43 protein-coding genes are annotated in these 25834 nt (G+C 50.1%); 39 read left to right on the top strand and 4 right to left on the bottom strand.

Going from position 1 to position 25834, the window contains the following annotated elements:
* Positions 1-241 precede the first annotated feature (241 nt).
* Both ACMV8I_RS18835 and ACMV8I_RS18830 read right to left on the bottom strand, forming a co-directional pair.
* Positions 242-799 carry a hypothetical protein gene (locus ACMV8I_RS18835; protein ID WP_498866730.1) on the bottom strand — a complete coding sequence of 186 codons (558 nt, stop codon included), beginning with the start codon at positions 797-799 and terminating at the stop codon, positions 242-244.
* Complete coding sequence (locus ACMV8I_RS18830) at positions 796-1485, bottom strand: XRE family transcriptional regulator (protein WP_498866729.1); 690 nt, start codon at positions 1483-1485, stop codon at positions 796-798. Before ACMV8I_RS18830 ends, ACMV8I_RS18835 begins: the two co-directional genes overlap by 4 nt.
* 98 nt (positions 1486-1583) lie before the next feature.
* Here ACMV8I_RS18830 and ACMV8I_RS18825 point away from each other — a divergent pair, with 98 nt between their 5' ends.
* From ACMV8I_RS18825 to ACMV8I_RS18745, 17 genes are all read left to right on the top strand, one after another.
* Positions 1584-1811, top strand: coding sequence for a helix-turn-helix domain-containing protein (locus ACMV8I_RS18825; RefSeq protein WP_498866728.1), 228 nt, complete (start codon positions 1584-1586; stop codon positions 1809-1811).
* Positions 1812-1925: 114 nt separating this feature from the next.
* Positions 1926-2222: a CII family transcriptional regulator gene (locus ACMV8I_RS18820; RefSeq protein ID WP_498866727.1), complete on the top strand. Its 297-nt coding sequence runs from the start codon at positions 1926-1928 to the stop codon at positions 2220-2222.
* A gap of 26 nt (positions 2223-2248) precedes the next feature.
* Positions 2249-3076 carry a ParB/RepB/Spo0J family partition protein gene (locus ACMV8I_RS18815; RefSeq protein WP_498866726.1) on the top strand — a complete coding sequence of 276 codons (828 nt, stop codon included), beginning with the start codon at positions 2249-2251 and terminating at the stop codon, positions 3074-3076.
* A 147-nt stretch (positions 3077-3223) separates the two neighbouring features.
* Positions 3224-4108, top strand: a complete 885-nt coding sequence (locus ACMV8I_RS18810; protein ID WP_498866725.1) for a DNA replication protein — start codon at positions 3224-3226, stop codon at positions 4106-4108.
* Positions 4098-5501, top strand: coding sequence for a DnaB-like helicase C-terminal domain-containing protein (locus ACMV8I_RS18805; protein WP_498866724.1), 1404 nt, complete (start codon positions 4098-4100; stop codon positions 5499-5501). Before ACMV8I_RS18810 ends, ACMV8I_RS18805 begins: the two co-directional genes overlap by 11 nt.
* Positions 5501-5683 (top strand): hypothetical protein, encoded by a 183-nt coding sequence (locus ACMV8I_RS18800; RefSeq protein ID WP_498866723.1) that lies wholly within the window; start codon positions 5501-5503, stop codon positions 5681-5683. The genes ACMV8I_RS18805 and ACMV8I_RS18800 overlap by 1 nt, the downstream gene beginning before the upstream one ends.
* Positions 5673-5894: a phiTE_015 family protein gene (locus ACMV8I_RS18795; protein WP_498866722.1), complete on the top strand. Its 222-nt coding sequence runs from the start codon at positions 5673-5675 to the stop codon at positions 5892-5894. Before ACMV8I_RS18800 ends, ACMV8I_RS18795 begins: the two co-directional genes overlap by 11 nt.
* A 203-nt stretch (positions 5895-6097) precedes the next feature.
* On the top strand, positions 6098-6481 hold the full coding sequence (locus tag ACMV8I_RS18790) for a hypothetical protein (protein ID WP_498866721.1): 384 nt from the start codon (positions 6098-6100) through the stop codon (positions 6479-6481).
* Positions 6482-6622: 141 nt separating this feature from the next.
* Positions 6623-7078 (top strand): recombination protein NinB, encoded by a 456-nt coding sequence (locus ACMV8I_RS18785; RefSeq protein WP_498866720.1) that lies wholly within the window; start codon positions 6623-6625, stop codon positions 7076-7078.
* Positions 7078-7665, top strand: a complete 588-nt coding sequence (locus ACMV8I_RS18780; RefSeq protein WP_498866719.1) for an MT-A70 family methyltransferase — start codon at positions 7078-7080, stop codon at positions 7663-7665. The genes ACMV8I_RS18785 and ACMV8I_RS18780 overlap by 1 nt, the downstream gene beginning before the upstream one ends.
* The gene (locus tag ACMV8I_RS18775; protein ID WP_498866718.1) at positions 7662-7868 is read left to right on the top strand and encodes a protein ninH; all 207 of its coding nucleotides are present in this window, start codon (positions 7662-7664) and stop codon (positions 7866-7868) included. The genes ACMV8I_RS18780 and ACMV8I_RS18775 overlap by 4 nt, the downstream gene beginning before the upstream one ends.
* Positions 7861-8064, top strand: coding sequence for a hypothetical protein (locus ACMV8I_RS18770; protein WP_498866717.1), 204 nt, complete (start codon positions 7861-7863; stop codon positions 8062-8064). The genes ACMV8I_RS18775 and ACMV8I_RS18770 overlap by 8 nt, the downstream gene beginning before the upstream one ends.
* A gap of 3 nt (positions 8065-8067) precedes the next feature.
* Positions 8068-8391 carry a hypothetical protein gene (locus tag ACMV8I_RS18765; protein WP_498866716.1) on the top strand — a complete coding sequence of 108 codons (324 nt, stop codon included), beginning with the start codon at positions 8068-8070 and terminating at the stop codon, positions 8389-8391.
* Positions 8388-8540 (top strand): protein NinF, encoded by a 153-nt coding sequence (locus ACMV8I_RS18760; RefSeq protein WP_498866715.1) that lies wholly within the window; start codon positions 8388-8390, stop codon positions 8538-8540. Before ACMV8I_RS18765 ends, ACMV8I_RS18760 begins: the two co-directional genes overlap by 4 nt.
* Positions 8533-9228 (top strand): metallophosphoesterase, encoded by a 696-nt coding sequence (locus ACMV8I_RS18755; RefSeq protein ID WP_498866714.1) that lies wholly within the window; start codon positions 8533-8535, stop codon positions 9226-9228. The genes ACMV8I_RS18760 and ACMV8I_RS18755 overlap by 8 nt, the downstream gene beginning before the upstream one ends.
* Positions 9206-9847: a recombination protein NinG gene (locus ACMV8I_RS18750; RefSeq protein WP_498866713.1), complete on the top strand. Its 642-nt coding sequence runs from the start codon at positions 9206-9208 to the stop codon at positions 9845-9847. The genes ACMV8I_RS18755 and ACMV8I_RS18750 overlap by 23 nt, the downstream gene beginning before the upstream one ends.
* Before the next feature lie 300 nt (positions 9848-10147).
* The gene (locus ACMV8I_RS18745) at positions 10148-10759 is read left to right on the top strand and encodes a hypothetical protein (RefSeq protein WP_498866712.1); all 612 of its coding nucleotides are present in this window, start codon (positions 10148-10150) and stop codon (positions 10757-10759) included.
* A 419-nt stretch (positions 10760-11178) separates the two neighbouring features.
* On the opposite strand, the gene ACMV8I_RS18740 is transcribed toward ACMV8I_RS18745, so the two are convergent.
* On the bottom strand, positions 11179-11343 hold the full coding sequence (locus ACMV8I_RS18740) for a hypothetical protein (protein WP_498866711.1): 165 nt from the start codon (positions 11341-11343) through the stop codon (positions 11179-11181).
* 3 nt (positions 11344-11346) lie between these two features.
* Positions 11347-11814, bottom strand: coding sequence for an AcrIF11 family anti-CRISPR ADP-ribosyltransferase (locus ACMV8I_RS18735; RefSeq protein ID WP_498866710.1), 468 nt, complete (start codon positions 11812-11814; stop codon positions 11347-11349).
* 226 nt (positions 11815-12040) lie between these two features.
* On the opposite strand from ACMV8I_RS18735, the gene ACMV8I_RS18730 reads away from it, so the two are divergent.
* The 22 genes from ACMV8I_RS18730 (at position 12041) to ACMV8I_RS18625 (ending at position 25677) form a co-directional block, all read left to right on the top strand.
* Positions 12041-12367, top strand: coding sequence for a hypothetical protein (locus ACMV8I_RS18730; RefSeq protein WP_498866709.1), 327 nt, complete (start codon positions 12041-12043; stop codon positions 12365-12367).
* A 2-nt stretch (positions 12368-12369) separates the two neighbouring features.
* Positions 12370-12885, top strand: a complete 516-nt coding sequence (locus tag ACMV8I_RS18725; RefSeq protein WP_498866708.1) for a lysozyme — start codon at positions 12370-12372, stop codon at positions 12883-12885.
* Positions 12886-12888: 3 nt separating this feature from the next.
* A complete protein-coding gene (locus ACMV8I_RS18720) occupies positions 12889-13308 on the top strand; it encodes a hypothetical protein (RefSeq protein WP_498866707.1) in 420 nt (139 codons plus the stop codon).
* Positions 13205-13417, top strand: coding sequence for an Rz1-like lysis system protein LysC (gene lysC / locus ACMV8I_RS18715; protein WP_498866802.1), 213 nt, complete (start codon positions 13205-13207; stop codon positions 13415-13417). Before ACMV8I_RS18720 ends, lysC begins: the two co-directional genes overlap by 104 nt.
* Before the next feature lie 86 nt (positions 13418-13503).
* On the top strand, positions 13504-13704 hold the full coding sequence (locus ACMV8I_RS18710) for a hypothetical protein (protein WP_498866706.1): 201 nt from the start codon (positions 13504-13506) through the stop codon (positions 13702-13704).
* Positions 13705-13781: 77 nt separating this feature from the next.
* The gene (locus ACMV8I_RS18705) at positions 13782-14009 is read left to right on the top strand and encodes a head fiber protein (RefSeq protein WP_498866705.1); all 228 of its coding nucleotides are present in this window, start codon (positions 13782-13784) and stop codon (positions 14007-14009) included.
* Positions 14010-14211: 202 nt separating this feature from the next.
* Positions 14212-14436, top strand: a complete 225-nt coding sequence (locus ACMV8I_RS18700; protein WP_498866704.1) for a hypothetical protein — start codon at positions 14212-14214, stop codon at positions 14434-14436.
* 2 nt (positions 14437-14438) lie between these two features.
* A complete protein-coding gene (locus ACMV8I_RS18695) occupies positions 14439-14912 on the top strand; it encodes a terminase small subunit (RefSeq protein ID WP_498866703.1) in 474 nt (157 codons plus the stop codon).
* The gene (terL, locus tag ACMV8I_RS18690; protein WP_498866702.1) at positions 14866-16392 is read left to right on the top strand and encodes a phage terminase large subunit; all 1527 of its coding nucleotides are present in this window, start codon (positions 14866-14868) and stop codon (positions 16390-16392) included. The genes ACMV8I_RS18695 and terL overlap by 47 nt, the downstream gene beginning before the upstream one ends.
* Positions 16389-17825, top strand: coding sequence for an anti-CBASS protein Acb1 family protein (locus tag ACMV8I_RS18685; RefSeq protein ID WP_498866701.1), 1437 nt, complete (start codon positions 16389-16391; stop codon positions 17823-17825). The genes terL and ACMV8I_RS18685 overlap by 4 nt, the downstream gene beginning before the upstream one ends.
* A complete protein-coding gene (locus ACMV8I_RS18680) occupies positions 17773-18594 on the top strand; it encodes a phage head morphogenesis protein (RefSeq protein ID WP_498866700.1) in 822 nt (273 codons plus the stop codon). Before ACMV8I_RS18685 ends, ACMV8I_RS18680 begins: the two co-directional genes overlap by 53 nt.
* 49 nt (positions 18595-18643) lie before the next feature.
* Positions 18644-19777 carry a DUF2213 domain-containing protein gene (locus tag ACMV8I_RS18675; protein WP_498866699.1) on the top strand — a complete coding sequence of 378 codons (1134 nt, stop codon included), beginning with the start codon at positions 18644-18646 and terminating at the stop codon, positions 19775-19777.
* Position 19778: 1 nt separating this feature from the next.
* Positions 19779-20264: a structural cement protein Gp24 gene (locus ACMV8I_RS18670; RefSeq protein ID WP_498866698.1), complete on the top strand. Its 486-nt coding sequence runs from the start codon at positions 19779-19781 to the stop codon at positions 20262-20264.
* A complete protein-coding gene (locus tag ACMV8I_RS18665) occupies positions 20264-21289 on the top strand; it encodes a major capsid family protein (RefSeq protein WP_498866697.1) in 1026 nt (341 codons plus the stop codon). The genes ACMV8I_RS18670 and ACMV8I_RS18665 overlap by 1 nt, the downstream gene beginning before the upstream one ends.
* A gap of 2 nt (positions 21290-21291) precedes the next feature.
* Entirely contained in the window at positions 21292-21618 is a 327-nt protein-coding gene (locus ACMV8I_RS18660) for a hypothetical protein (RefSeq protein WP_498866696.1), read from the top strand.
* A gap of 3 nt (positions 21619-21621) precedes the next feature.
* A complete protein-coding gene (locus tag ACMV8I_RS18655; RefSeq protein WP_498866695.1) occupies positions 21622-22038 on the top strand; it encodes a DUF4054 domain-containing protein in 417 nt (138 codons plus the stop codon).
* Positions 22020-22472 carry a hypothetical protein gene (locus ACMV8I_RS18650; RefSeq protein ID WP_498866694.1) on the top strand — a complete coding sequence of 151 codons (453 nt, stop codon included), beginning with the start codon at positions 22020-22022 and terminating at the stop codon, positions 22470-22472. Before ACMV8I_RS18655 ends, ACMV8I_RS18650 begins: the two co-directional genes overlap by 19 nt.
* Positions 22459-22830 (top strand): hypothetical protein, encoded by a 372-nt coding sequence (locus ACMV8I_RS18645; RefSeq protein WP_498866693.1) that lies wholly within the window; start codon positions 22459-22461, stop codon positions 22828-22830. Before ACMV8I_RS18650 ends, ACMV8I_RS18645 begins: the two co-directional genes overlap by 14 nt.
* Positions 22827-23345 (top strand): phage neck terminator protein, encoded by a 519-nt coding sequence (locus ACMV8I_RS18640; RefSeq protein WP_498866692.1) that lies wholly within the window; start codon positions 22827-22829, stop codon positions 23343-23345. Before ACMV8I_RS18645 ends, ACMV8I_RS18640 begins: the two co-directional genes overlap by 4 nt.
* The gene (locus tag ACMV8I_RS18635) at positions 23342-24826 is read left to right on the top strand and encodes a DUF3383 family protein (protein ID WP_498866691.1); all 1485 of its coding nucleotides are present in this window, start codon (positions 23342-23344) and stop codon (positions 24824-24826) included. The genes ACMV8I_RS18640 and ACMV8I_RS18635 overlap by 4 nt, the downstream gene beginning before the upstream one ends.
* 9 nt (positions 24827-24835) lie before the next feature.
* Complete coding sequence (locus ACMV8I_RS18630; protein ID WP_498866690.1) at positions 24836-25270, top strand: phage tail fiber protein; 435 nt, start codon at positions 24836-24838, stop codon at positions 25268-25270.
* Positions 25270-25677 carry a hypothetical protein gene (locus tag ACMV8I_RS18625; protein ID WP_498866689.1) on the top strand — a complete coding sequence of 136 codons (408 nt, stop codon included), beginning with the start codon at positions 25270-25272 and terminating at the stop codon, positions 25675-25677. The genes ACMV8I_RS18630 and ACMV8I_RS18625 overlap by 1 nt, the downstream gene beginning before the upstream one ends.
* The last annotated feature ends 157 nt before the right edge of the window (positions 25678-25834 follow it).

Genomic DNA, 25834 nt, shown 5'->3' with positions numbered 1-25834 from the left:
TCAAATTGTTAAAGAAGCAGCTAGGCATCTGGCCCGGCGCGGTCATCTTCCTGATCCGCCTCGCTGTGTCGTCGCGATGGATTTAATATATGCGTTATGCGCAAATGCGTCAAACGCATAATTATAAAAATAAGTGCATGTTGTCGCATATGTTTGTTTTAGAATGGAATTTATTTTTTACTCGGGGAGTATAAAGACGTAAAAAAACCCGCATTATGCGGGCTTTCATATTTTTGTTTGCTTATTTTTGGGAGAACTCTATCGCTACCGAGCCAGAAGATCGGTCTTCGGTGTAGCCATACCCGTTATTGCCCATTGTAATTTTTAGCGTTGCTTTCGTTGACTCACCAATGAAGCTGGATGACCACTGTCCGCATTCTTTATTGCTAACGCACGGAAAGAAAGCAAACCCTTTACTATAAACACTTTCATTGACACTAACTGGCTGCCCATATTGCTTGACCATCACCAATTTAAGCCTTTCATATTCAGATTTTGCTTCGCTTTCACTATTCACCCCTGATATGTCATATGAGCGATAGATGATTTGCTGCAACTTATTACCATTGAAATAGAATCTATATTCACCATTGCCTACCTTTCCTGATGGTGGCGAGGTGGCGTAAAGAAGCAGCCTCCCGTCATTCTGAGGTAAAGATTGGAAGCTTGGTAAAGAACTGAACTTAACTTGTTGCTGACCTTCGTTCCACATAGTGCCAAATGGAGCCTCTGAATGAGAGTCACATCCCGTAATAAGCATGGGTATTAATAAAATATACAGTGACTTAATAACATTCATCCATGCTTCCTGATTTGTTGGGACTGGCTTACTAAAACCTTTCCCTGAACGTGCAGCATGTTTATTTCTTCTTTTTCCAACGCCCATGTTTCATAGGTTTTGTTATCAGAAATGACTTTAAGCTCGAATTTAACCTTCTGAAGGCGCTTAACAAAAGTGTCTCCATTGAAGTTAAAGACATAGATTCCGTCGCCGTCAAAGAACGTGACTTCAGTATCCACGAAGATTAGATCGCCAGGCTCAAGGGTGCCAGTCATTGAGTCACCGCGAACATTAATAAGCATCACAGAACCCTGCGGGCGGTTGCCAAAAATAGATTTGGCGTACTCAGGCACGTATTCGATAGAACGGATCACTTCTACAACATCTCCGTTACCGCTTCCAAAGCCCGCACTGGCAGATACGCCAAGTACATCAACCCTATACACGCTATCTCTCCTAGAATTGGCAAGTGAATTAACACTGTATTTATTTACAGTATCACCTTCCTCATCATCAGAGAACAGTTCAACCACAGGAACTGAGAGGGCATCAGCAACTTTTTGAAGCATCTGCTCACTGAACCCCTGTTTACCTCTCTCAAGGCGTGAGAGATTCCCGACATCGCTATCAATCATGTCGGCTAATTTCTGTAATGTGAGCTTCCGCGCGTTGCGTAGCTGCCTTATGCGTTCACCTATTTTCATAGCTTAATTAAAACCCTTTTATGCGTTCCTCGCAAAGCGCCTTGCGCAAAGTTTATCTATCGCATATTATGCGTATAGCGCATTTAATGGAGGTCGATATGCAAACACCACTTAGAAAAATGCGTGTAGAGAAAGGACTCACCATCGCGGAAGTAGCAATTGCCACAGATCTGGATGTTGGGAACCTGAGCCGCATCGAACGAGGTATTCAAGTTACCTCGCTGGAAACGGCAGAGAAGCTATCTCAGTACTTCAAAGGCTTGATTACTGAGATGCAGATTCTTTACCCGCAACGATATATCACGGCGGCAGAAAAAGCCGCCTAAGCAATTCGCTCTTTAAAAATATGCCGCCAGCCTGCTTCGGGATGGCACTAACAACAGTGGCAGACCCCACGGCCTGCTATCGCACACAACTAACCAACACCGGAATAATGACGTATGGAACACGCAAGCACTCGCAACAAGGCTCGCAACATAGAGAGCCAGCTATTAAACAAAATCGCTGTAAGAGGTGTGACTGAGGTGGCCGCCGCAATTGGGGTCGATAAATCCCAGGTAACACGCTGGAAAGAAACATTCATACCGAAGATGTCGATGTTACTGGCGGTGCTGGAGTGGGGCGTAGTTGACGATGACCTTGCCCGGCTGGCTAAGCAAGTTGCGCTGATCTTCACAAAGCAAAAAGCCCCGACTGCACGAACAGACGAGGCTTCTCAAATCACTATTGAATTTTAATACTGGATCAATTCACAGGAGTAATTATGGCTACGCTTTCCCAGCATTACAAGCAAAAGGACAAAAACGGTACCGGCACGACGGTCAAGAAGACGTACATGGTTCCGTACGAAGAACTCTATACCGTTGAAGGTGAGCAGGGCAGGCCGCTGAACATGGAGCACGCTGAGAAAATGCGTGATTTGTGGATCGCCGGTGCTGACCTTCCTGCTCTCGTAGTCAAAGTTACAGAGCAGGGCGTGAAGATAATTGATGGCCAGCACCGTTACACCGGCGCAGGCCTTGCCATAGCCAAGGGCATAAATATCCCACGAATCGAATGCAAAGATTTCATTGGCAGCGACCTTGACGAATTAGCGCTACAGACAGGCAGTAGCGACAGTCTGCAAGTTACCCCTATTGAACGAGCAACCCAGTACAACAAGGCCAAGAATCGCGGATATAACGTAGCCGAAATCGCAGCGGCATTTCACCGGTCAACGGGTGATGTCGAAAGCTACCTGCAATTGCTTTCGTCAGGCGATGTTCTGATTGGGATGGTTGAGTCAGGGGAGGTTGCAGCAACTACCGCTGTCGCTCTCTCACGCGAACATGGAGCCAAGGCAGGCTCTGTGGCTACGGAAGGTCTTGCTAAGGCCAAAGCCGCTGGCAAGAAGAAGCTCACGAAGTCTGACGCTATGCCGCAATTCAGCGCTGTGAAGGCCCGGCGTCTCGTTGAGCTGCTTTGCGACTCAGTAGTGACCAGAGTTATCGACGGCACATTCCTTTCTATCACTGATGAAGACAGTGAAGAAATAGTCCGGATCATCGCCGAATACCGAAATGGAATTAAACCCGGCACGGAGGCCTCATGAATAAACGCAAAACACGCCAGTCCCCTGATCGAATTCCTCAGCGGGCATCACTGCCTGACGAGTTAGTCATGATCAGCAACGACAATCCTTCTTTCGGTCGCAGACTGATTGAAATATTCCGTCTGCACAGACCAAAGGAGCCAAGACATGAGTAACGTATTGGCGTTCCGTCAACCAGACACAGTAAGGCCGGAGGCAACCGGTAAGGGGTTTGCCCTCATGCATAGACAATTCATGGACAGCAAGCTGTATAAGGATTCTCAGGCAGTACACCTATGGCTGCATTGCGTCATGAAGGCAAACTATGAATCCAAGCTGATTAAAACAGATATCGGTGACATGGTAATTGGTCGTGGTCAGTTCTTGACTGGCAGACCAACGCTGGTAACTGAGACGGGTATTTCAGATAACAAAGTGAAAAGCCTTCTCGACACATTCTGCCGCATGGGAATGATTACCAGAGAGTCATATGGACGCAATTTCACCCGCATTACTCTGGTTAAATACGACGAATTTCAGTCAATTTTTAATCCAAAGGAAATCCAAGGAAAATCCAACGGAGAGCCGCTTGTACCAAGGCTGCAAGAGGTGGTTAATCCAAAGGAAATCCAAGAGAAATCCATAACTAAAGAATTAACTAATAACTCTATTACTAACGTAATAGAGAGTCCCTCTGTTGTCGTTAAAGCTGAAAAGAAAAAACCGTCATTCAGTTGTGAAGACGTTGTTTCTGCCTACCGAGAAATTCTTCCAGAAGCGAAGGGGATAAAGGCTCTCAGTGATGCGCGCCGGAATAAGATAAAAACGTTCTGGGCAAAAGCCAGCAAAATAACCCGCCAGATGGACAACCAGCCGTTCACTTTGGATAGCTGGAAAGCTTATCTGAATTATATTTCGACCAACTGCCGCTGGATGCTTGAAGATCACCCAGATCCACGATCTGGGAAAACTTGGCACAAAAAAGGTCTGGAATATTTCCTGAACGACGAAACATATCTACTGGTGCGAGAAGGAGACAAGGATGACCGATAATTTCGTATTACCTCCCCACAGCATTGACGCCGAGCAAAGCGTACTCGGCGGCCTGATGTTGGATGACGGCAGCGACCGTTGCCAGAAAGTATTTTCCACCCTCAGATCTGAATCTTTTTACAGCCGACCACACAAAATCATTTACGAAGAACTGCGCAGCCTCGCCCGTCTGCAGAAGTCAATCGACCTGATCACCGTGTCTGACTCGCTGGAATCCAAAGGTGAACTGGAATCCGTAGGCGGTTTCGCGTATCTGGCTGAGCTGTCTAAGAACACACCAAGCGCGGCAAACATCGTGAACTACGCCAACATCGTTCGCGACCGAGCCATGAAGCGTTACGGGATTGAGAAAGCCAATAAAATCACTGAGCTGTTCTACGCCAATGACGGCATGTCGGCTGAAGAGAAATTTGAAGCCGCTCAGACATTGTTCACTCAGATTTCAGATCACGCCAAGACTGGCAATGTTCGTGGCCTGCGCCGGTTCGAAGATGTGTTCTCAGATTGGGTGGATGTTGTTGAAAAGCGTTTCTCCGGTGACCAGAGCGCAGCAGGTATCACAAGCGGCATCGAATCACTGGACGCCATGCTTGAACCTAAGCGGATCGTGAAAGGCTCTCTTTTTGTCGTGGGCGCTCGCCCAAAGATGGGTAAGACAACTTTCTACGTGAAGATGGCTATCAACTGCGCCGTGGTTGAGCAACTTCCCGCGCTGGCCTTCAGCCTCGAAATGCCTGACCTGCAGTTGACAGAACGCATAATCACGCAGATGTCTGGCGTATCCAGCAATAACTTTTACCTCGCTGGCTATGACGACACTCGTTTTGCAATGGCATCGGCCAAGGGTGTGGAAATGGCCGGCAGCGGGAATCTTTACATTGACGACACTCCCGGACTATCCCTATCTCATATCGTTTCAGAATCCCGCCGCATCAAGCGTGAGCGTGGCGTTGTCGGAATGATTTTGGTCGATTATCTGACGCTGATGAAAGCCGAGAAGGCCGACCGAAACGACTTGGCTTACGGCATGATCACGAAAGGGCTAAAGAACCTTGCCAAAGAGTTGGACTGCGTTGTCGTCCTCCTGACGCAGTTGAATCGTGACCTTGAGCGCCGGACCAACAAACGCCCATTACCCAGCGATTCACGCGATACCGGACAGATTGAGCAGGACTGCGACTACTGGCTTGGGATTTATCGCGAAGGCGCATACGAAGAGAACGCCAATCAGCAGGATACAGAGTTGCTTCTGCGTCTTAACCGGCATGGTGAGGGCGGCGTGGTTTATGTCGAGCAGCGTCATGGGGCAATTTACGATTGCGATCAGAATCAGGCCCGCGCAAAGGCTGTGGAATCTGATAGCCGGTCAGCCAAAAAACAAGGGGGATTTTGATGAAAATAACCATTGACGATTACGAAGTCATCAACCGTTATTCAGGGACAGACCGGTCATGGCATGACCGCGTATCAACGAAAGAAGGCTTAGACAGGCTCAAGAACTTCAGCAAGGTCATCGCATCTACGGCTGTAATTGCAGCGAGATATGAATCGAAGGAGCAGGGTGATGGACACTAAGGCAGCATTTGAGAAGTGGTGGGGGCAGCCAGAACAGTTTGAAGTGCGAATGTGTTTGCCAGCACTGATGGGCTATCACATCTGGCAGGCATCCCGTGCGGCAATCGAGATTGACCCTGAGCATATCGTTGAGAGCACTGACCCGTACATATGCCAACACTGCGGCGGCATTGGTTGGTCGGCAGCATGCGATAAGTGTATTCCATACTGAGGGAAAATCATGATGAAACTTAAGCCAATGCGATTTTTTCACGCGTCAATGTATATCCCCGTAGTTGCTCTGTGGTCAATAACCAGAACGCTATCAAGATGGTCAGAAGACCTTTCCGATTGGCTTGCATCTAAGCATCGGGAAATGGATCGCTGGATTGACGACAAGACGGATTACTTAGAGAAAAAGTACGGAGACAAGCCATGAATAACGATTTAGAGCAGTTCAGCGAAGAAAGGCTGATTGATATCAGCACGAAGGCGCTTGTAAGTATGGATGAAGCGGCAGCACTCGCCCGCATAGCCTTATCAGTAAAGCAGGCCAAGCCTGTGGGTCATTTCTCAAGAGTAAATGGCGATGGCATATGGTTTGAGTCATGGTCAGATAAATTAGGCGCACCGTTGTATGACACCCCACAGCCACCCCATACAGAGCAGTATGGCTGGACATCAAATGACGCTGCCAATGCCGCGCTGGTGATGCTCGATAGGATTGACACCACGGATTCTGTGGACGATGACCGGATTGAGGGTATCAAGCGCATCATCCGTCAGCTCGCCGCCGCCCCTAAACCGGAGAGTGAATGATGCCTACGCAGCCAAAATTGTTTCGAGAATATCACCAGAGCAATTCGCCTACCGGATGGGCCGGGTGGGACTGGGTCTCAACCGGCCTGAATCGTAAGCAGCGCCGAAAGAATATGTCGTCTAAAAAAGCGAGAAGGCGAAATGACCAAACAAACCTACCAATTACGCAACGAGCAAATCCTCAGTAACGCAATAAACCACCTCCGCAACACTCCACTTAATCCAGATAAACCATTCATCGTGACTATCCAAGAGCGCACCCGCTCACTGGAACAGAACGCACGTCTTTGGGCGACCTTATCTGACATCAGCGAACAGGTTAACTGGCATGGACGCAAGCTCACTACAGAGCAGTGGAAGCATATCTTCACCGCCGCGCTGACTAAGCAGGATGTGGTGCCTAATCTGGCTGGTGATGGCTTTGTCGTGCTCGGGCAGTCAACCAGCAAGATGACGGTCGGCGAACTCAGTAATTTGATAGAGCTGATCAACGCATTTGGGGCGGAGCAGGGTGTCAGGTTCGGTGATGAGTCTCGGCTTGCTATCGAATGGGCGCAGCGGTGGGGCGAAACCAACAAACTTAAGCAGGTAGCGTAATGAAAAAATTCAGCCTGATTTATGCAGATCCGCCTTGGACTTACCGCGACAAAGCCAATGACGGTGAGCGCGGCGCAGCACACAAATACCAAACGATGACCATCCCTGATATCTGCCGGTTGCCGGTGTGGGACTTGGCTGCTGACTCCTGCCTCTTGGCTATGTGGTGGGTGCCAACACAACCCCTCGAAGCACTGAAGGTGATGGACGCTTGGGGATTCCGACTGATGACGATGAAAGGCTTCACGTGGCACAAAACCAATAAGCACAAAGGCAATAGCGCGATCGGAATGGGGCATATGACCCGAGCTAATAGCGAAGACTGCCTGTTTGCAGTGTGCGGAAAGCTGCCGGAACGTCTGGACGCTTCAATCTGTCAGCACATCACGGCACCGAGAATGGAGCACAGCGCAAAACCACCGATCATCCGCGACAAATTAGTTCAGTTGCTCGGCGATGTTCCGCGCATAGAGCTGTTCTCGCGAAGCAACATTGATGGCTGGGGTGCATGGGGTGATCAGTGCGATCGCTCAGTGGAATTGCATGCTGGCGTGGCAATCACCAACGAAAAATTGAGGGCAGCATGATCGCAACCATTCAAACAATTCCCGACATTCTGGTAACCACTCGCGGCAACCAGATGGAGGCGGCGAGATTACTCAGTGCCAACCGGGCGACTATCAAAAAATACTCCCGCGATTTTGATGGGAAACAGCATGCCATCGTCAACGGCGTTCTGATGGTTAATCGTGGGGGCTGGGGTCAGCACAAGAGGCTTATTGATGGCTAAATCAACGTGGTTCCAGCACGACCTCATGACCACCCGCCAAGCCGAAGACCTCATCAAGCAGTACGCCCTCCGAAACATCGAAACTTCAAAGCAATTATCCGCCGATTACACAGGCTGGTACGTCTCTGCTTTGTTACCCGAATTCAAGAATCAGCCAAGGCAGAGCAGCGTCTGGCAGAACCCCATGTGGAGATGAAACATGATTTATAAACGCGGATGGCAAAGAACCATCTGCCAGTGGGAATTGCAGATACATTTGGAAAGAGAAGGAATACCAGATGCCAGGAAGATTTCTCGGATTATCTGCGGTGAAGACGACTCTCCTGGTCATGAATTCCTGCTCATCGATAACTCATGGGATGTTGGAAGTGGTACCACTCCGTTGCAGCGCATCAACAGACTATGGTTCGTGCCGATTTATCTTCTGACAATTCCATTCCAGTGGTTATTCAGAGGTGAGGTTGGCATGCGCAATGAATCCAAGATGGCAAGAATCATGGCAAAACTGACGGGGCTGCAATGAAAACGCCGCCTGATGACGAACCAGCCTGCCAAGGCTGCGGCCAGCCACTAAGCCCAGACGAAAACTATTGCTGTGAAGACTGCGCAAGTTGGTGGGCAATGGGCGGCGTTGAGGTATCTGAACATCTGAGGAGTGAGAGTGATGAGTGAACGTAACGGATTTTATGAGCGGATAGACGGCAGTAAGTACCGTGGAATATTCGTGGTGGGCGATCTGCACGGTTGTTACAACCGGCTGATGACTCAATTGGATGAGCTGAATTTCGACCGAGATAAGGACTTGTTGGTTTCCGTTGGCGACCTGATTGACCGCGGCATCCAGAATATTGAGTGCCTGGAATTAATGCGTGAGCCTTGGTTTAAAGCCGTGAAGGGAAATCATGAGCAGATGGCTATCGAAACGATGACCGGTGCCAGCGATGGCGGATTGTGGTTCCACAATGGCGGAAACTGGTACTGGCAACTTGATCCCGACGAGCAAATTCTCGCCCGGTCTCTGATTCGATATGCAGCAACACTGCCGCTTGTCATTGAAGTCGATATCGACGGCAAGAAAACGGTAATTGCACATGCTGATTATCCAGAAAATGAGTACGAATTCGGCAAGATGGTAGACCAGCAGAATGTAGTTTGGAGTCGTGATCGCTTCAACGACATTGTTGACGGCAACGGCGGTGACATTTCAGGTGCTGGCCAGTTCTTCTTCGGTCATACGCCCACCAGAGCACCGGCCAAGGCATGGAATCAGAACTACATCGACACCGGCGCGGTATTCGGTCACCTATTGACCATTGTACAGATCAAGGGGGATCGCGATGAAATTACCGAATCACCGTAACTGTAAAATATGCAAAACACGGTTCAAACCAGCCACCCTGTATGAGTGGTGGTGCTGCGAGGAACACAAGGCTGACTATGCCGTACAAATAGCCACTAAAGCCCGACAGCAGCGCATACAGCAACAGGAACGACAGCGAAAGGAAACAACCCAGCAGGAAAGACGAAGTTTAAAAGTCCGCAAAGTAAACCTCCAGCCAGACAGCTACTTCAAGAAACAAGCCCAGCAAGCATTCAATCTCTTCATCCGCCTTCGTGACCATGAACAATCCTGCATCAGTTGTGGCGAAACAAACCCTCCAGACCTTCACGGCGGTCAATGGGATTGTGGCCACTTCAAATCTGTGGGTGCTCATCCAGAGCTTCGCTATGAAGAAAAAAATGCTTATCGCCAGTGCAAATCCTGTAATGCCGGGTCAGCAAAACACAGCGCTAAAGCTGCGACGGTTGCCAAGCAGTATGAGGAAAATCTGGTAGAGCGCGTGGGGCAGGAAACGGTTGACTGGCTGAACGGTCCGCATGCTGCGAAGAACTACCGGCGAGACGATTTCATACGCATCCGTGACGAATATCGGCAGAAGGCGAGAGAGCTTAAAAAACAACTCGGAGAAGCAGCATGACATTCGACATATGGATGATAGCAATCGCCTATTTTCTGCTCCTGTTCGTCTGGCTGCCTTGGAAGGTAATCAAGAGCCGTAAAAGAACCACCATCTTCAAGGTAATGGTCAACGCACATCAGTTTTATCTGCGATACCGCGCGGTGCAGGGATTAAACAAGAACCTCAATAACTGGAGGAAATCATGAACCCACTCATCACCAAAATACTCTCCCTCTTCACCCCTATAACCACTAAGCCAGATTTTAAGGATCGGGGAAGTTACCCGACTGCGGCGCGGATAACTAAGCGGAGAAAGAAATGAAAAACAAGCTCATTGAACTTGCCTGTTTTGAACGTGAGTCTCAGCTACGGAGAAAGTGGTGCGCCGGGGCAGCAAAGATAACTCCGCTACAGCGAACGTGGACACGCTACATGCTGATGAATTGGGGTTCAAAGCACAGAGGCAGCGAAGGGCCGGAGCGAGGCGCTATGAATATCCTAGGGCGTCTGATGTGGAACCAAGAATGGAACGCTGACCAAGGTGATCGCATCCAGGTGATATTTTCAAACCTTGCTCAGCAGGGGTACTCAGGAGATGAATTAATCAAAAAAGTGAAAGAGATATTCCTTCCTCAAAACTCAGGTTCAGCCGCCATCGCTCTCGCCAAAGAAACGGACGACGCTGAATTTGTAGAATCCGTAATTACTAAAACGCTATCGGTAAGCAATCCGATCCGCGAAGTAGTCATTAGACACTATCGGGACCGCAAGTTACCGCAACTTATCTCAGAAGAGCTAACGGCATTCACCGGCATGGACTTGGAATCCTCCCGCCGCCGCATTCGGTGGGCCGAAACGGCGGCTGAAGATATGCTTTTTTCTGCAATGCTGGATGAAATGGAGAATGAAAAACTACAAATTGCCGCATAATAAGAAATAATTTATCTATTTGGCTTGAATGCGACGAGGAACTATGCAAAAGTAGCTATGCTCGGACGTCGAAGGCGAAGAGCGGTGCTTGTAGTTGAGCCGAAGGATAAAAGAAAAGCCCCTATCATCACTGGTCGGGGCTTTTTTGCATCTGCATATCAGGTAAGCAGCCTGACGAATTGAACCGCATTGCGGATCACTCGTGTTGTGAAACAGACTGCTTTCCGATGTGGTGACCACGCTGAATCAGGCCGGTAGTCAACACGGCTATCGCGAATAACTACCTGCTACAGATTACCATCACGCTTAAATATCTGGTTCGCCGGGCGATGGCAGGTCTCCAAAACCTCGCTGACAAGGTTCGACTCCTTGACTGGATGCCACATTTCAAGCCTTGCACATTGCGGGGCTTTTTGCATTTAAGTGGTGGGAATAACTCGGCGTGGCGCATAAAGCGTTCCAGACTCAACAATCCACTCGTCATTGATCCATTTGGTGACTTGTTGCCTGGTGACATTCATGTGCCGAGCAAAAGCGGAATTGTTACCGCCAAACGCTGATTCGATGTATTCGGTCAGTGGCATATTTTACTCCGCAGTAATTGATGGGTTAACGATCAGGTAGCTTGTGCCGTGTTCGTCGCTCATTTCGACTGCATCAAAGCCGAGGTGAGCAGCTACACGACCACGGATGCGTTGCATTTCCCAGCTGAAAGCACCTTGATAGTCTGAGCATGAGCGTGGAGAAAGAAACTCGTTGAACTCTTCTGTTTCTTCATCATCTGCGATTGCATTAGCCAGCGCTTCAATCACATCGGCTTCTGCTGAAATCTGAGATGATAGGAAAGAAACAACTTCTTCAATGCGTCCATGCAAATCAGAATTATCAGCGATGTTTGAAACTTCGTAGCTGTGTACGTGGTTACCATGTGAGTTGGCAGCTTCGAACTCAGAAGAAGCAAAAATTCCATCAAACACGTTATCGCCAGTCATCGCGAACTCACCAAGCTTGATAACCGGTGCGGTGTTGCTGAATGAGCCGTGGAAGAGTTTCATTTTTATTCCTTAGTGGTTCCGTTTCGATATAAAGATTGTAATCAAAAAATGATTACAATGCAAATGGTTTATTTACCAAATCCCAAATTTTATAGCCTCGCACATTGCGGGGCTTATTTCGTTTTAGAGCCACGCCAATCAGCGACAAAATACCCTCTATCCGTTCGGCGTCGGCTCTAACCTTTTGACTACAGCACAGCCCATGAAATCGATGGGAGGTAGGACTATGAAGATGAATCAAAACACAGACGGCTTTGTTAATGGAGGTACCTTGCTAACGATGATCTCCTCCCTCGCCGGGTTCATTACTCTTGAGCGTGTTTATATGGCGACGGCTGTTGTTGGCTTGATCATCACCGTCCTCGGATACCTCGATAAGCACCGCGCTATCAAAGAAGCCAGACGGCACGACGATGAGCGAATGAAGCTGGAGCGTGAGTTACACCAGGCAACTATCGACTCGTTGAAGTACCGCACTGATACCCCGGCAATGAGCAAGTACCCAGAAGTTACCGAGGGCATTAAAAACGTTCTCGACACCGCGAAGGAATAATCATGGCTTCAGTAACTCGCAAGGGTGTCGTTGGCGGAACCTGCGCCGTGATGACCATCATCGCCATTGTTGTTGGCGGCGGTCAGGTCAGAACCAGCGAGCCCGGACTTGAGCTTATCGGTGACGCAGAGAGCTGCCAGCGTGACCCATACGTTTGTCCGGCTGGCGTTCTAACGGATGGCATCGGCAATACTCACGGCGTTAAAGCTGGAGTCAGGAAGTCTGATGCACAGATTGCTGCCGACTGGGAGAAGAACATCCTCCAGGCTGAATCCTGTGTGAACAAATACGCAAACGGCAAGAAGCTGAATCAAGGGCAGTTCGATGCAGTCACCTCGATCACCTTCAACGCCGGTTGCGGACAGATGCAGAAGTCCACGATGTTCAGGATGTTCCGTGATGGCAAATTCACTGAAGCGTGCAACCAGTTCCCGCGCTGGACATACGGCGGCGGCAAGCAATTGCCCGGCTTAGTTATCCGACGCGAAAAAGAAAAGGCTATGTGCCTGAAGGGGTGAGTGATGGTAAACAAAATCGCCGTCGCGCTCACTGCTCTGATACTTGCGCTCATCGCAATCCTTATGTGGGCCGCGTTTCACTACTACGGCAAGACCGTAAGCCAGCAATCAGAAATCTCAGTGGCCACTCAAGCAAAGAACGAGGCCGAGTTCATTACAAAAACTCAGGCCATCGCAGTGACCACATTCAACACTATCGCCGGGGCGACTCTGAATGAGCAGAAAGACAATGTTTCAGTCAGTCAGGATCGCCAAGTCATTATTAAAACGGTTCTGCAGAAAGAGCAATGCGCTGTGGTGCTTATTCCTGCTGCCGCTTCTGGCAGCTTGCTCAGCCACTACAACGCAATACGTACCAGCGCCAGTAACGCCGATACCGGCCAGCCTGCTGCAACCATGCCAGCCAGCGCCGCCACCAAGTGACCCGTTAACCTACGGCGCTTCAGTGATGTGGAATGAACTCCTGCTGACCGACCTGCAGAACTGCAACGCTCAGTTATCCGGCATTAAGCAAATCGAAGAGGCCAGATAGAAATGATTAAGCGCTTTCTTGCATGGCTCATCAGCATCTATTTCAAACCGGCCACCGCCGAAACTCAAACACCAGAGGTAATCCCAATGTCCGAACCATTAGTAGACACCGCAGTAGTCGATAACGTTGCACCGGTAGCACCCGCAGTCGCCGCAGCCCCAGCAGTAGAAGCAAAAGCCGGTGTGGCTGATTTCGAAGCAGCCCTGTCATTCGTTGAAAGCGGTGTAGCTCAGTTGGGCGAAGCTGCAAAAGACGAGCTGAAAGAACTGGCTAAGAAATACCTGTAACTGATAGCGAATTACAAGGGGCATTACCTTTTCCAAATGCTCCTGATAATGACTTATCCACCTATGAGGATCACCCCATGACAGAACGAGTAATTGGTCAATCAGGAAAAACCGTGACGGCTGCCACTCTCGCAGACATTAGCGGTAGTGCATACGTGCTGCCGCCAGCCAACACAACCACCATCGGCGGAGTAAAGCAGGCTGCAACGGTGGCTAACTGCACGGTGGCTATTGATGGTACGAGCGCAGGTACTCAATTGAATGAACTGATCACATCATTACGTGCTGCTGGCGTGATTGTTTAAAGAATAATATCTCGCTGGGTTAGAAATCCTCCGAGAGTGAAAAGTAGGATGTGCTGAAAATGAAGATACCAAAGGCTCATTTAAAGAAAACATCAGGTGCATGGCACGCAAAAGCCGGGGAGTGGAACGCAATAGGTGACACACCCAAGAAGGCGCTGGAAAGGCTAAACCACCTCATCATCAAAAACACTTAGGAGCCATGATGAACGATAAAACTGAGTTTGCCCGCGTAGTCCCTGCAATGATTCAGGAGAAAGCGAGCGACTGGCTGCTCGGGAAGCTTGATGAAGAAATTGAAGCATTAAGGGGGTTGTGTGCTTCCGGGGTAGATATTACTCAAATTCTTACCGGCTCAATCAAAGGCGCGACATTTAGGGCTGAATTGATTAGAGCAACATTCATCACGCAGTATTCAGACGAGAAATAAAAATGGCAAGCCTGACACAGAAACAAGAAACATTCTGTCAGGCATACATCGAAACGGGTAATGCTTCTGAGGCATATCGGACGGCGTATGCTGCTGACAAGATGAAAGCCGAAGCAATACACGTTAAAGCATCCGAATTGCTATCCAACGGTAAGGTAGCGGTAAGGGTTGCTGAATTGCAGGGCGAGATTAAGCAGCGGCACAACGTCACTGTGGACTCTCTGATTAAAGAGCTTGAAGAGGCTCGCAAAGCTGCACTCGGCGCTGAAACGCCACAATCATCTGCCGCCGTGGCCGCCACGATGGGCAAAGCCAAGTTGGTAGGTCTCGACAAGCAAATTGTGGAGCACACCGGCAAAGATGGTGGACCGATTCGTTACGCCGATTTATCCGAAGAAGAATTGCAAGAACGCTTAAAGGAGTTGGGTCATGGCCGTCACAGATCACAACTCAGCGAGAAACAGACAGACTCTTGAGGCGTATAAGCAGCGGGCATTAGTAGAAGCCAGAAGTAGCCTGATGGGCTTCACGCTATACACAAACCCTCTTTACGAAACCGGCTGGTTCAATGAGCTTCTATCCGCCGAACTTGACCAATTCTTGGTGGATGTCGAAGCCGGAAAGATGCCGCGCTTGATGATATTCGCGCCGCCTCGTTCTGGTAAGAGTGAAAAAGCATCACGCCGCTTCCCTGCATACGTCTTAGGGAAACACCCCGATTGGAATGTGATTGCCTGCTCATATTCATCTGACCTTGCCAACCGCATGTCTCGTGACACGCAGCGCATCGTTGACTCTCCCAAGTACCATGAAATATTTCCCGAGACGGTATTGAGCGGAACAAATATCCGTACCGTTGCCGGTGGTGCGATAAGAACCGCTGAACTCTGGGAGGTCATGGATTGCAAAGGAAATCTACACGGTGGTGCTTATCGTGCTGCTGGCGTAAATGGCGGTATTACCGGGCAAGGCATGAACATTGGCATCATTGATGACCCGGCCAAAGACTACAAAACAGCATCATCACCAACCTATCAAGAGTCGGTGATTGACTGGTACAACACCACGTTCTTTACACGTGCCGACCCGAAGATAAATGGAATCATAATTATCCTCACTCGTTGGCATCAGAACGACCTCGCCGGGCAGTTGCTGAAGCTTGCAGATGAAGGTGGGGAAAAGTGGCGAGTTGTTAGCTTTCCGATGGAGGCAGAGACTGAAGAGTTTCATGAATTAAATGGGAAGCGGTATGCACTCCGCAAGCCAGGGGAAATTTTATTCCCTGAGCGCATGCCTCGCGCCTTTGTGGATAAAGCTAAGCAGTTAGGCTCTCTTGTATGGAATGCTCTGTACCAGCAGCGACCAACAGCCAAGGGCGGCGGTCTGATTAAATCGCACTGGTTCGGTGAGTATAAAGAGTTACCCGTCATGAAGTGGCGAGCTGTCTACGGCGATACTGCTCAGAAAATAAAAGAAGTGAATGACTTCTCTGTTTTCGAGCACTGGGGATTGGGCGTTGATGGTTACATGTACCTCATCGACATGATCCGCGGTAAGTGGGAGTCGGATGAGCTGAAGAAGCGAGCTGTTGCGTTCTGGAAGAAATCCAAGCAACTCGGCAATGGGCCACTCCGATACATGGCTATTGAAGACAAATCATCCGGCACCGGCCTTATTCAAAGCATCCGCAAAGATGCCATCTGCCCCGTGAAAGCCATACAGCGCGACAAAGATAAATATACCCGACTCATGGATACCCAAGGCTACATAGAATCTGGGTATATAAAACTCCCTTCTGACGCTATTTTCCTTAATGACTTCCTCGTTGAAATGGAAGCCATTAACCCCGAATTCAACACGCACGATGACCAGCTTGACCCAATGATGGACGCCATCACTGAGATGAAAGGCAAGTCCGGCGTGCTGTTCAACATCCCTGACGAGATACTGCAATGACAAGACGCAAGGCTGCACCGTTGCCTCGACGGGAACCAGTTAAGATCACCCAGGCTCATATCGATGCCGCTTCAGTGGCTAATGATGCCACCCCATTCGCTACGTTTCAGCCCTATGAGCCATTGCCCGGCGTGATACCCGAAGCTAAAAGGGATGCAACACTGGCTATGGATGCCACTCCTTACGATGTACTGAACAGCATGTCTATTGGCGGCGAGTATTCCGGTTTCCGTGGCTATCCAATCCTCGCAACCATGTCACAGCAGGTTGAGTACGCGAACATGCATACCGTCATGGCTGACGAGATGACGCGCAACTGGATTGAGGTGAAGAGCACCAAAGAGGGCGACACTGATATCGACCTGATGGAATACGCGCTTGAGAAGTACGATGTGAAGCGCCTCATTCACGAAGCAGTCAAACAGGACTCAATGTTTGGCGTTGCTCACATCTACATCGACGTTGGTGCAAACCAAGACGATATTGAACTGGGAAAACCACTGTTTCTTGATCCTCGCAAAATCTCAAAGGGGTCACTGAAAGGGCTGCGCGTTGTAGACCCGACGTGGATTTACCCAGCCATGTATAACACCCGCTGGCCGTTGGCTCCTGACTTCTACAAGCCACAAGCGTGGTTTGTGATGGGGCAGACGGTGCATGAGTCGCGCTTTATCGACATCATCAGCCGCCCAGTGCCAGACATCCTGAAGCCGTCCTATAACTTCGGCGGCCTGTCACTGACTCAGTTGATGGAAGATTACGTTTGCGACTGGCGAGAAGCCAAGAAGAACGTTATCAGAATCCTCAAGACGTTGAGAATGCGCGCCCTGCAAACCGACATGGACGCACGACTGGCAGAGCCTGGTCAGTTTGATAAACGCATTAAGCTGTTCACGCAGTTGCAGGACAACTTCGGTATTTGGGTGATCGACAAAGAAGAAGATTTACTTCACCAGCAAACATCTCTCAGTGAACTGTCAAACCTGCTTTCAAACTACCAAGACCAGATGTGTATCCCTGCTCGTATCACCAACCTCAAACTTCTCGGTAACGCACCGGCTGGACTCAATGCCAGCGGAGAGGGAGAGCTTGAGACGTGGCACGAAACCATATCAGGCATGCAGGAGCGAGATATTCGCCGGGCGCTGGAAAACATCTTCAAGATTATTCAACTCTCAGAGTTTGGCGATTTGAAACCAGACCTGTACTTCGAATTCCGTCCACTGGATGAGGTCAGTGATGATGATCGCGCCAACACGAATAAAACCCGTGTTGAGACGATTGTGGCCGCTTCTGATGGGATGCTGGTTAGCTCTGAAGAAGCCCGTGATGCACTGAAAAGCATTGAAGGTGCTGGCTTTGAAAACCTGAAGGGCGACTATGAACCGGAAGAAGAGATCGACGAACCGAACGCTGCGGCCGGTAAACTATAACGCCGGAAATATCATCTGGTATCAGCGAGAATTGCTATCAGTCATTCGCGCAATGAACAATGACGTGCGCAGCGAGATAGTCAAAATAATCCGTGATAACCCTCTGGCGAGTGATTCCGCTTTGATGGCGAATGATGCCAATCCCATCGTCTTTATTCGTCAGGCTATCGCGGCACTATCTAAACGCTGGGTTGATCGCTTCATCAACATGGCTATGCCTACCGCCGAGACAATCACGAACAAAACCGGTGAAGCTGTTGACCGGTCACTGTTATCGGCTGCCCGCAAAGACTCCATGAACATCAACATGCAGTGGACTGAAGCCATGCTCGAAAAGCGCGAGGCTATCATTTCCGAGAATGTCTCGCTGATTCGCTCCATCCCAGAGAAGTATTTCACTGACGTTGAAAGCATGGTGTATCGAGCAGTCGCAAAAGGTGGTGACCGTAAAGGTCTCGCTGATGAGATTGAAGCTAACTTTGGCAAGCGTCATGGCATCACGCGCAGGCGTGCTGAGTTCATCGCTCGTGACCAGGTGCGCAATGCGACCAGTGACCTGTCCAACGCAAGGCAGCAAGCCGCAGGAATTAAGCGTGGTATCTGGCTGCACAGCGGCGGTGGTAACGAGCCAAGGCCAAAGCATGTTCACGCCAACGGTCTGGAGTTCGACCTCGATAAGGGGCTGCCAATCGGCGATAAGGGGCAGTATGTCCTACCGGGGAAAGAGCCCGGATGCGGGTGCACATGGAAGCCAGTTTTACCATTTTAAACAGGTCACTTCGGTGGCCTTTTTTATTGCCTGAAAAACAGGAACGCACATGAAAGATGTGAAGTTTGCCTTCGATAAGGCGAGCGTTCGCCGCTATGACGCTGACGGGAAGCTTCATGTTGAGCTGACGCCAATCAGCAAGGCCAATGTGTGCCTCTACTACGGGAAGGAAATCCCTGAATGGGAGGCTTTAGGGCTTGAACCAGACAAAGCCTATAGCCTCCTGCGTGACCCGGAAGAGCTAAAGAAAGCCGTCAGCACGTTCAACAATCAGCCTCTTCTCAATACACACATCGCCGTCTCAGTCATCGACCCGCCAAAGGAATCCATCATCGGCGCAACAGGCAGCAATGCCGTGTTCGAGGGTGGTTATCTAAAAAACTCGCTGGTCATCTGGGATGTGAATTCCATCATCGGCGTTGAAAACGAGCAACAGCGTGAAATCTCATCTTCGTATCGCTATCGGTTAGACATGACGCCGGGCGTGTATGAGGGCGAAGCATACGATGGCGTTATGCGTGACATCGTTTGTAACCATGTGGCAATCGTGCCAAGTGGCCGGGCTGGCCCGGATGTTTTTGTTTACGACTCACTACCAACAGGACTCAAACTGATGTCAAAAATCAAACAACTCATGAGCATCTTCAAGCCCTTGATGGCTAACGATGCTGACCCTGAAGCTGTAAAGAAAGCGGAAGAAGACGTGGAAAAACTCATCAAAGACGATGAGAAAGACCCGAAAACAGCGAAGGACGAAATGACCGACGAAGAAAAGGCCAAACTGGCGAAGGACGAAGAAGGCGAAAAGGACAAGGCTGAGAAAGACAAGTTGGCTAAGGATGAAGAAGGCAAGGACGATAAAGCCGACAAAGAGAAAATGGCGAACGATCACAAGTTAGCTATGGACTCTGCGATCAAAGCTGTTGAAGCGCGAGCATCTGCACTTCGTCAGGCTGAGCGTGATGTTCGCCCAGTTGTTGGTGAGTTGGCTTGTGATAGTGCCAGTGAGGTATACCGCACCGCACTGAAACAAATGGGCTGCGAAGATCACGCATCACTGCCAGAGGGCGCACTTCGCTCGGTGTTTAACGCATTGGCGAAAGCCCCTTCCATGGCTAACGACTCCGCACCTATCAGTCACGACTCCCGCACTAACGTGAGCAACTTCTTCGAGGGTAAATAATATGTTCCAACAGAGCGTTAACGTTTATTCAGGTGTCGGTCAGTCCGGAGCTCCGGCGTCTAACTCGCCAATCATTGCAGCTGCTGGCGGCCCCGGCGCATTCCAGGCTGGTGCGAATGGCCTGATTATGTCCCGTTTCGCGTGGCGCAATGCGGCTAATCCGCTGCTACTGGACAACACCGGTACCGGCAAGCCCGTTGGCTTCATCTACAACAACGCCAACGCAACCATCGGTTACTTGCAAAGCAACAGCATGACTATCCCCGCTGGCCGCGAAGCATCCCCAATCGTAGGCGGTGATTTCTGGACTATTTCGACCACAGTGGCGACCGTTGGGCAGAAAGTTTTCGCCAACCTGACCACTGGCCTGATCTCCACCGGCGCGGCTGGTGCAACGGTTGCTGGCTCTATCGAAACCGACTGGTATGTGGCTAGCCCTGCCGCTGTCGGTGATTTACTGATCATCTCTACTTGGAGCAAAGCATAATGCCTAAATTGACTCAAGCTGACTTCGCGGCTTTTAAGTCGGAGTCGGAAAAGCGTGGCATCTTCCTGCCAGCCTCCGTGACAAAGTTTGCAATGGATGCTGACGTCCAGCCCGGCCTGCCTGCTAACGGTGGCATCCCGGCAATCGTCTCAACGTTCATCGACCCCGAAATCGTCCGAACCATCTTCGCCAAACAGAAAGCTACTGACATTCTCGGCGAGCAGAAGAAAGGTTCATGGGCGCAAGATACTCTGATGATCCAGCGCGTTGAACAGTCAGGCGACATCGTGGCGTATGACGACTACAGCGAGCATGGCGCTAACCAAGTTACCAGCGCCTGGGAAAACCGTCAGGTATATCGCTATCAGACGATGGTCACTTACGGCGAACTGGAACAAGAGCGTTATGGGCTGGCAATGCTGCCATACGTCGCAGAGAAGCAACGTGCGGCGGCGTGGACACTGAATCAGGCGCAGAATAAGTTCTACTTCTACGGTGTGGCCGGGTTGCTGAACTATGGTCTGCTGAATGATCCGGCACTTCCTGCACCAATCACCCCGGCCACCGTTGGCGGCTTCACTACTTGGGCGACTAAGCAGGTTGTAGATATTTACAATGACATCCTCGCGCTTTACCAAGACCTCATCAATCGCACTAATGGTGCTATCGGCGATGGTGTTGATATGGCTTCCCCTCTGGTTCTGGCGATGAGTCCGCAGGCGTCCGTCTGGTTCAAGCGTGCAAACGAAGTGTTTGGTAACACGGTTGAGAAGATGGTCAAAGATACCTTCCCTAACCTGCGTATCGAAGTCGCTCCACAGTACGATACGGATGCCGGTGAGTTGGTTCAGATGTTTGTTGAAACCGCTCAGGGTCAGCGCGTTGGTTACTGTGCATTCAGTGAAAAACTACGTGCTCACCCGGTCATCACCATGACATCAAGCTGGAAACAGAAACACTCCGGTACCACTTATGGCGCGGTTATCACGCAGCCGACAATGTATGCGCAAATGCTGGGAGTTTGATCATGGCTAAATCATCAACATACGTAATTGGCTGTAAACTGCCAAACGGCCTGTCATTCCGTCACGAAGGAAAGGTCATCACTCTGGCCGGTGCTAACTCATCTGCGCTGATCAACGGTTTCGGCATGACAAAAGACGTTCCGGCCGACGCATGGGAAACTTTCGAGAGCAATCATAAAGGCTCGAAATTCATCACCAACGGCATCATCTTTGCCGTGTCTGATGAGAAGTCTCTCGCTGACGCCACTCTGGAGCGTTCAAAAGTAAAAACCGGTCTTGAGCAGGCATCGAAAGAAACTGCTGATGTGAAGGAAGACAAAGAGGAATAAAATATGGCAATAGTTGTGCTTAACATCACAACTTTTCGCGCCATGTTCCCTGAGTTCTCCAATGTTACAGATGCTCTCCTGCCTTTCCTGTTTGACCAAGCCACCGACTACCTGAACAACTCCGAATATTCACTCGTTGATGATGTCATTAAGCGTGAGCGTTTGCTCTATCTGCTAATGGCTCATTTGGCGTACGTGCGATATGGGGATGCGAACGGTAATGGTGGTTCAGGATTGGTGGGGCATATCTCGTCGGCGTCAGAAGGCAGTGTGTCTGCCTCAATTGACGCCGGGCAGGTGGAGTTCCGTTACATGTGGTACACGCAGAGCCAATACGGAATGGAATTCTGGATGGCAACGAAAGTGTATCGCATGGCTCAGTATTATCCGGGGTGTACATCATGGCCGGGAAGATTTTAGACTTTCTTGAGCAAGTTGGTAAAACGCTCGAATCCAAGCAGGTGAAGGTCGGGTTTGTCGATGGAGCTACTTATCCTGATGGCGAGAGCGTGGCGCAGGTGGCGGCTGATAACGAATGGGGTGACCCTGCTGCCCACAGGCCGCCTCGTCCGTTCTTCCGCAATGCTATCAGCGCTAAATCCGGCGAATGGGCTGACACGGTTGGTCGAGGCATCCGCGCTGGTATCAACACCAGCCAGGTTCTTGAGGTTGTTGGTGCTCAAATTAAAGGGGATGTGCAGGAGTCTATTGCAACACTGATGGAACCCGCTCTGGCACCGCTCACTATCAAGCTAAGAAAAGAGCGCGGCAATCAGTCCACTAAGCCGCTTGTCGATACAAAAGTCATGATCGGCGACGTTAATTACGAGGTGGGCGAAATTGAATCTTCATAGAGCGGTGCGCGGCGCAATTGGCAGCATCAACCCATTCATTCACGCGATAGTCCAAGTTTCTGACGGCTTCGAGATTGGCCCCGGTCGCAAGCAAATCCCCAAATACCTACCTGACCAGCCGGTCAGCATTCAGCTTCAGCCGCTTTCGTCTGATGACCTGAAGCATGTGGATGGGATGAATTTGCAGGGACTTCTTAAGTCAATTCACGTTGATGGAAACTATTACGGTGTGAATCGTGAAAAAGCTATTGGTGGCGACTTGTTCATCATTGGCTCAGAAACGTGGCTCGTGATTGTGCCGCTGGAGTTGTGGCCGCAATGGTCTAGGTTGCTTGTTCAATTACAGGTGACACCATGAATGACATGACCGTTGATAACGTGATTGATGTTCTCGCCAACTTTGCAGAGCCGTTTATCGGTAAATGCGAACAGGCTCAGGCTGACCGGGTGCCGATGGATAAAGGCGCGTTCTGCATCCTGACGCCATTACGGTTTAAACGGCTATCAACCAGTCGTGAAATCAACAAAGACACCGGCAGCCAGTCAACAAGTGCCATCGGTTTCACTGAGGTAAGACAGGCAGATATCCAGGTTGATATCTATGGTGACAGTGCCGGTGACCGGGCTATCGCTCTGGAGACTTTATTCCGCACTGGATACGCCTATGACGCCATCAAGGCGTTAGATATTCGCGTTGCCCCGCTGTACAGCACTGAAGCAATTCAGGCACCGATGATCAACGCAGAAAATCAGTGGCAGGAAAGATACACAGTCACCGTTTCACTTCAGGTTCACATCACTATCGATGTCCCTCAGGACTACTTCACCAAAGTTAATTTCACTCTCGAACAAGCTGATAAGGCGACTCAATGAGCAAAATACCTCTTAGTCGTGATTTCCGGATCACGCCTTCAGTCGTAAACGCAGCGGGTACAGCGCTGGACGTTTACGGACTCCTGCTGTCTGACAACGAATTACTGCCCGTTGGTAAAGTTGCCGAATTCACGCTTGCATCTGATGTCGGCGCAGCATTTGGCACCACGAGCCGTGAGTATCTGGCCGCACAACTTTATCTGGCTGGTTACGATAACTCGACCGTACGCCCGGCATCCGTGCTGTTTGGCCGTATGGTTCAAGCTTCCGTTGCTGGCTGGCTACTCTCTGGCAGCTTCAAAGGCGTCAAGATTGCAGCCTTGCAAGGCATTACCGGCACAATCACGCTGACGGTAGACGGCGCATCTGTTACCAGCACGTCGATCAACCTGTCTGCCGTGACAAGCTTCACTGACGCGGCCACGGCTATTGCTGCTGCGATCGGAAGTGGTGTAACGGTGAACTGGCTGGCAACGCAGAGCCGATTCATTATCCGCTCTGCCACCACAGGCGCTGTAAGTGAGGTGTCTCAGGCTGTAGATGGTGCCGCCGCTACCGCACTGAAGCTGACTAACGCCACGGCCGCTACTACATCAGACGGCTCTATCGCTGTTTCCATGACTGACATGATGGCGGCTATCGTCAATCAGAATCAGGATTGGGTGATGTGCGCGAGCCTGGTTGATCTGGAAGATGACGACAAAGAAGAGCTTTGCGCCTACGTCAGTGCATCTTCCAACCGGTTCGGTTATTCGTATTACGACCCATCAGGCGCGGCCACGGTTGCCAATAACCCGGCATGCTTCCAGCAGAGCGTGGTGGTAGCCAACGGATACGAGAATGTGTTCGCCAATTACGGTTCATATCTCTATGCAGTCACAGCACTGGCTTACTCCGCGTCTCTTGATCTTGCCCGAACTGGCGGCCGCGTGTCTTACAAATTCCGTTCCTTTGCGGGTATTGCGCCGAACGTTTCTGATAACGCCACGGCCAGCGCTCTGCAATCCAACGGGTATAGCTTCTACGGCTCATATGGACAGAACAAGACGCTGGCTCAATACGTCGCTGATGGCGCGATAACCGGAAAGTTCCTGTGGTTGGATAGCTTCGTTGGTGAAGTAGTGCTGAATGCAAATTTAGTCGCAGCATTCATCACTCTGTTCCAGCAAAACGCCTCATATGCCTTTAATGCGGAAGGATACACCGCTATTTCAGCGGCAGTGATTGATGTGGCAGCTAAAGGTCTGAACTTCGGTGCGATTCGTGCGGGCGTTGTCCTTGACCAGGCTCAAATAAATATCGTGAATGATGCGGTAGGGCGTGATATCTCGAACACGCTGTATACGCAGGGTTGGTATTTCTATGTTCCAACGCAGACCGGCGCATCACGCACTGAGCGTCATCTGGATGGGGCGATATTCTATTACGTCGATGGTCAGTTGATCCAAAGTATCGACATGACTTCAACAGACATTCTCTAAGGATTAAAAATGGCTATCGATATCACCAGCGCTAATAGCAAACTCCACGTCGTTGTCCCTGCATTCTATCCGGGCGGCTTCGATGTGGACGACTACGCAGCAGAAGACATGTTCGACACTGGCGCAATCCAGAACGCAGAAGACATGATGTCTGCTGATGGAAAATACCATGCCGGCTTTATCTTCAACCCGACTGAACTGACGATCACCTTAATGGCAACGTCTAACGCAGCCGGTTTGATTGGTGACTGGTATTCAGCAGAGCGCACGGCAATCAGTAAGTTTGCGTGTAACGCCGTGCTGACCATCCCTTCACTGAACATCAAATATAACTTCGTGAACGGAATTCTTTACACATGGACGCCGACACCTCCGGGCAAGCGAGTTCTGCAACCTCGCCCGGCTGTCTTCCACTTTGAATCATGCACTCCGAGCGCCGCATAATGTCGAGAAAACAAGTCACGTTTATCGTTGAAGATGAAGGACGTGATAAGGGTAAAGAGTTCCTTATCACGGAAATGTCTGCGTGGGATGCTGAAGAGTTGGCTGAGGAAATCTATCGCGCTATGGGGCAGGGTGAATTTAACTCACTTCCGGCCGATGTGGTAGCGATGGGGGTTGCTGGTCTGGCGACAGTAGGCATGTCGGTTCTTTCGGCCGCTCCGGCTCACGTATCGCGCCCTATTACCGATAAGTTGCTTTCCACCGTGGCAATTGTCATCAGTCATGAGGGCAAAGAAAACAAGCGCAGTGTCAAGCCGATTGATTTCGAAGAAGTGGCAACTATTCGCTCACTGAAAGATAAAGTCTTCGATCTGAACTTCGGTTTTTTAGCACTCGCCGCCGCGTAACATTCCCGCACCTTGAGTCAGTCACTCCACCGCGAAAACTCACAGCAACGACCAATATTCCGAAGAACATATACGCGATTATATGCTCCGGTAAGGCGTCCTATGCCCAGTTGCAAGACGACCTGTCAGTCAGGGATATGTTTAACCTGCTGGAAGT

The organism is Ewingella sp. S1.OA.A_B6, assembly GCF_049889095.1.
In the GTDB taxonomy this organism is placed as follows: domain Bacteria; phylum Pseudomonadota; class Gammaproteobacteria; order Enterobacterales; family Enterobacteriaceae; genus Ewingella.
Note: the sequence above shows the minus strand (reverse complement) of the source record. Positions and strands in the feature narration are given on the sequence as shown.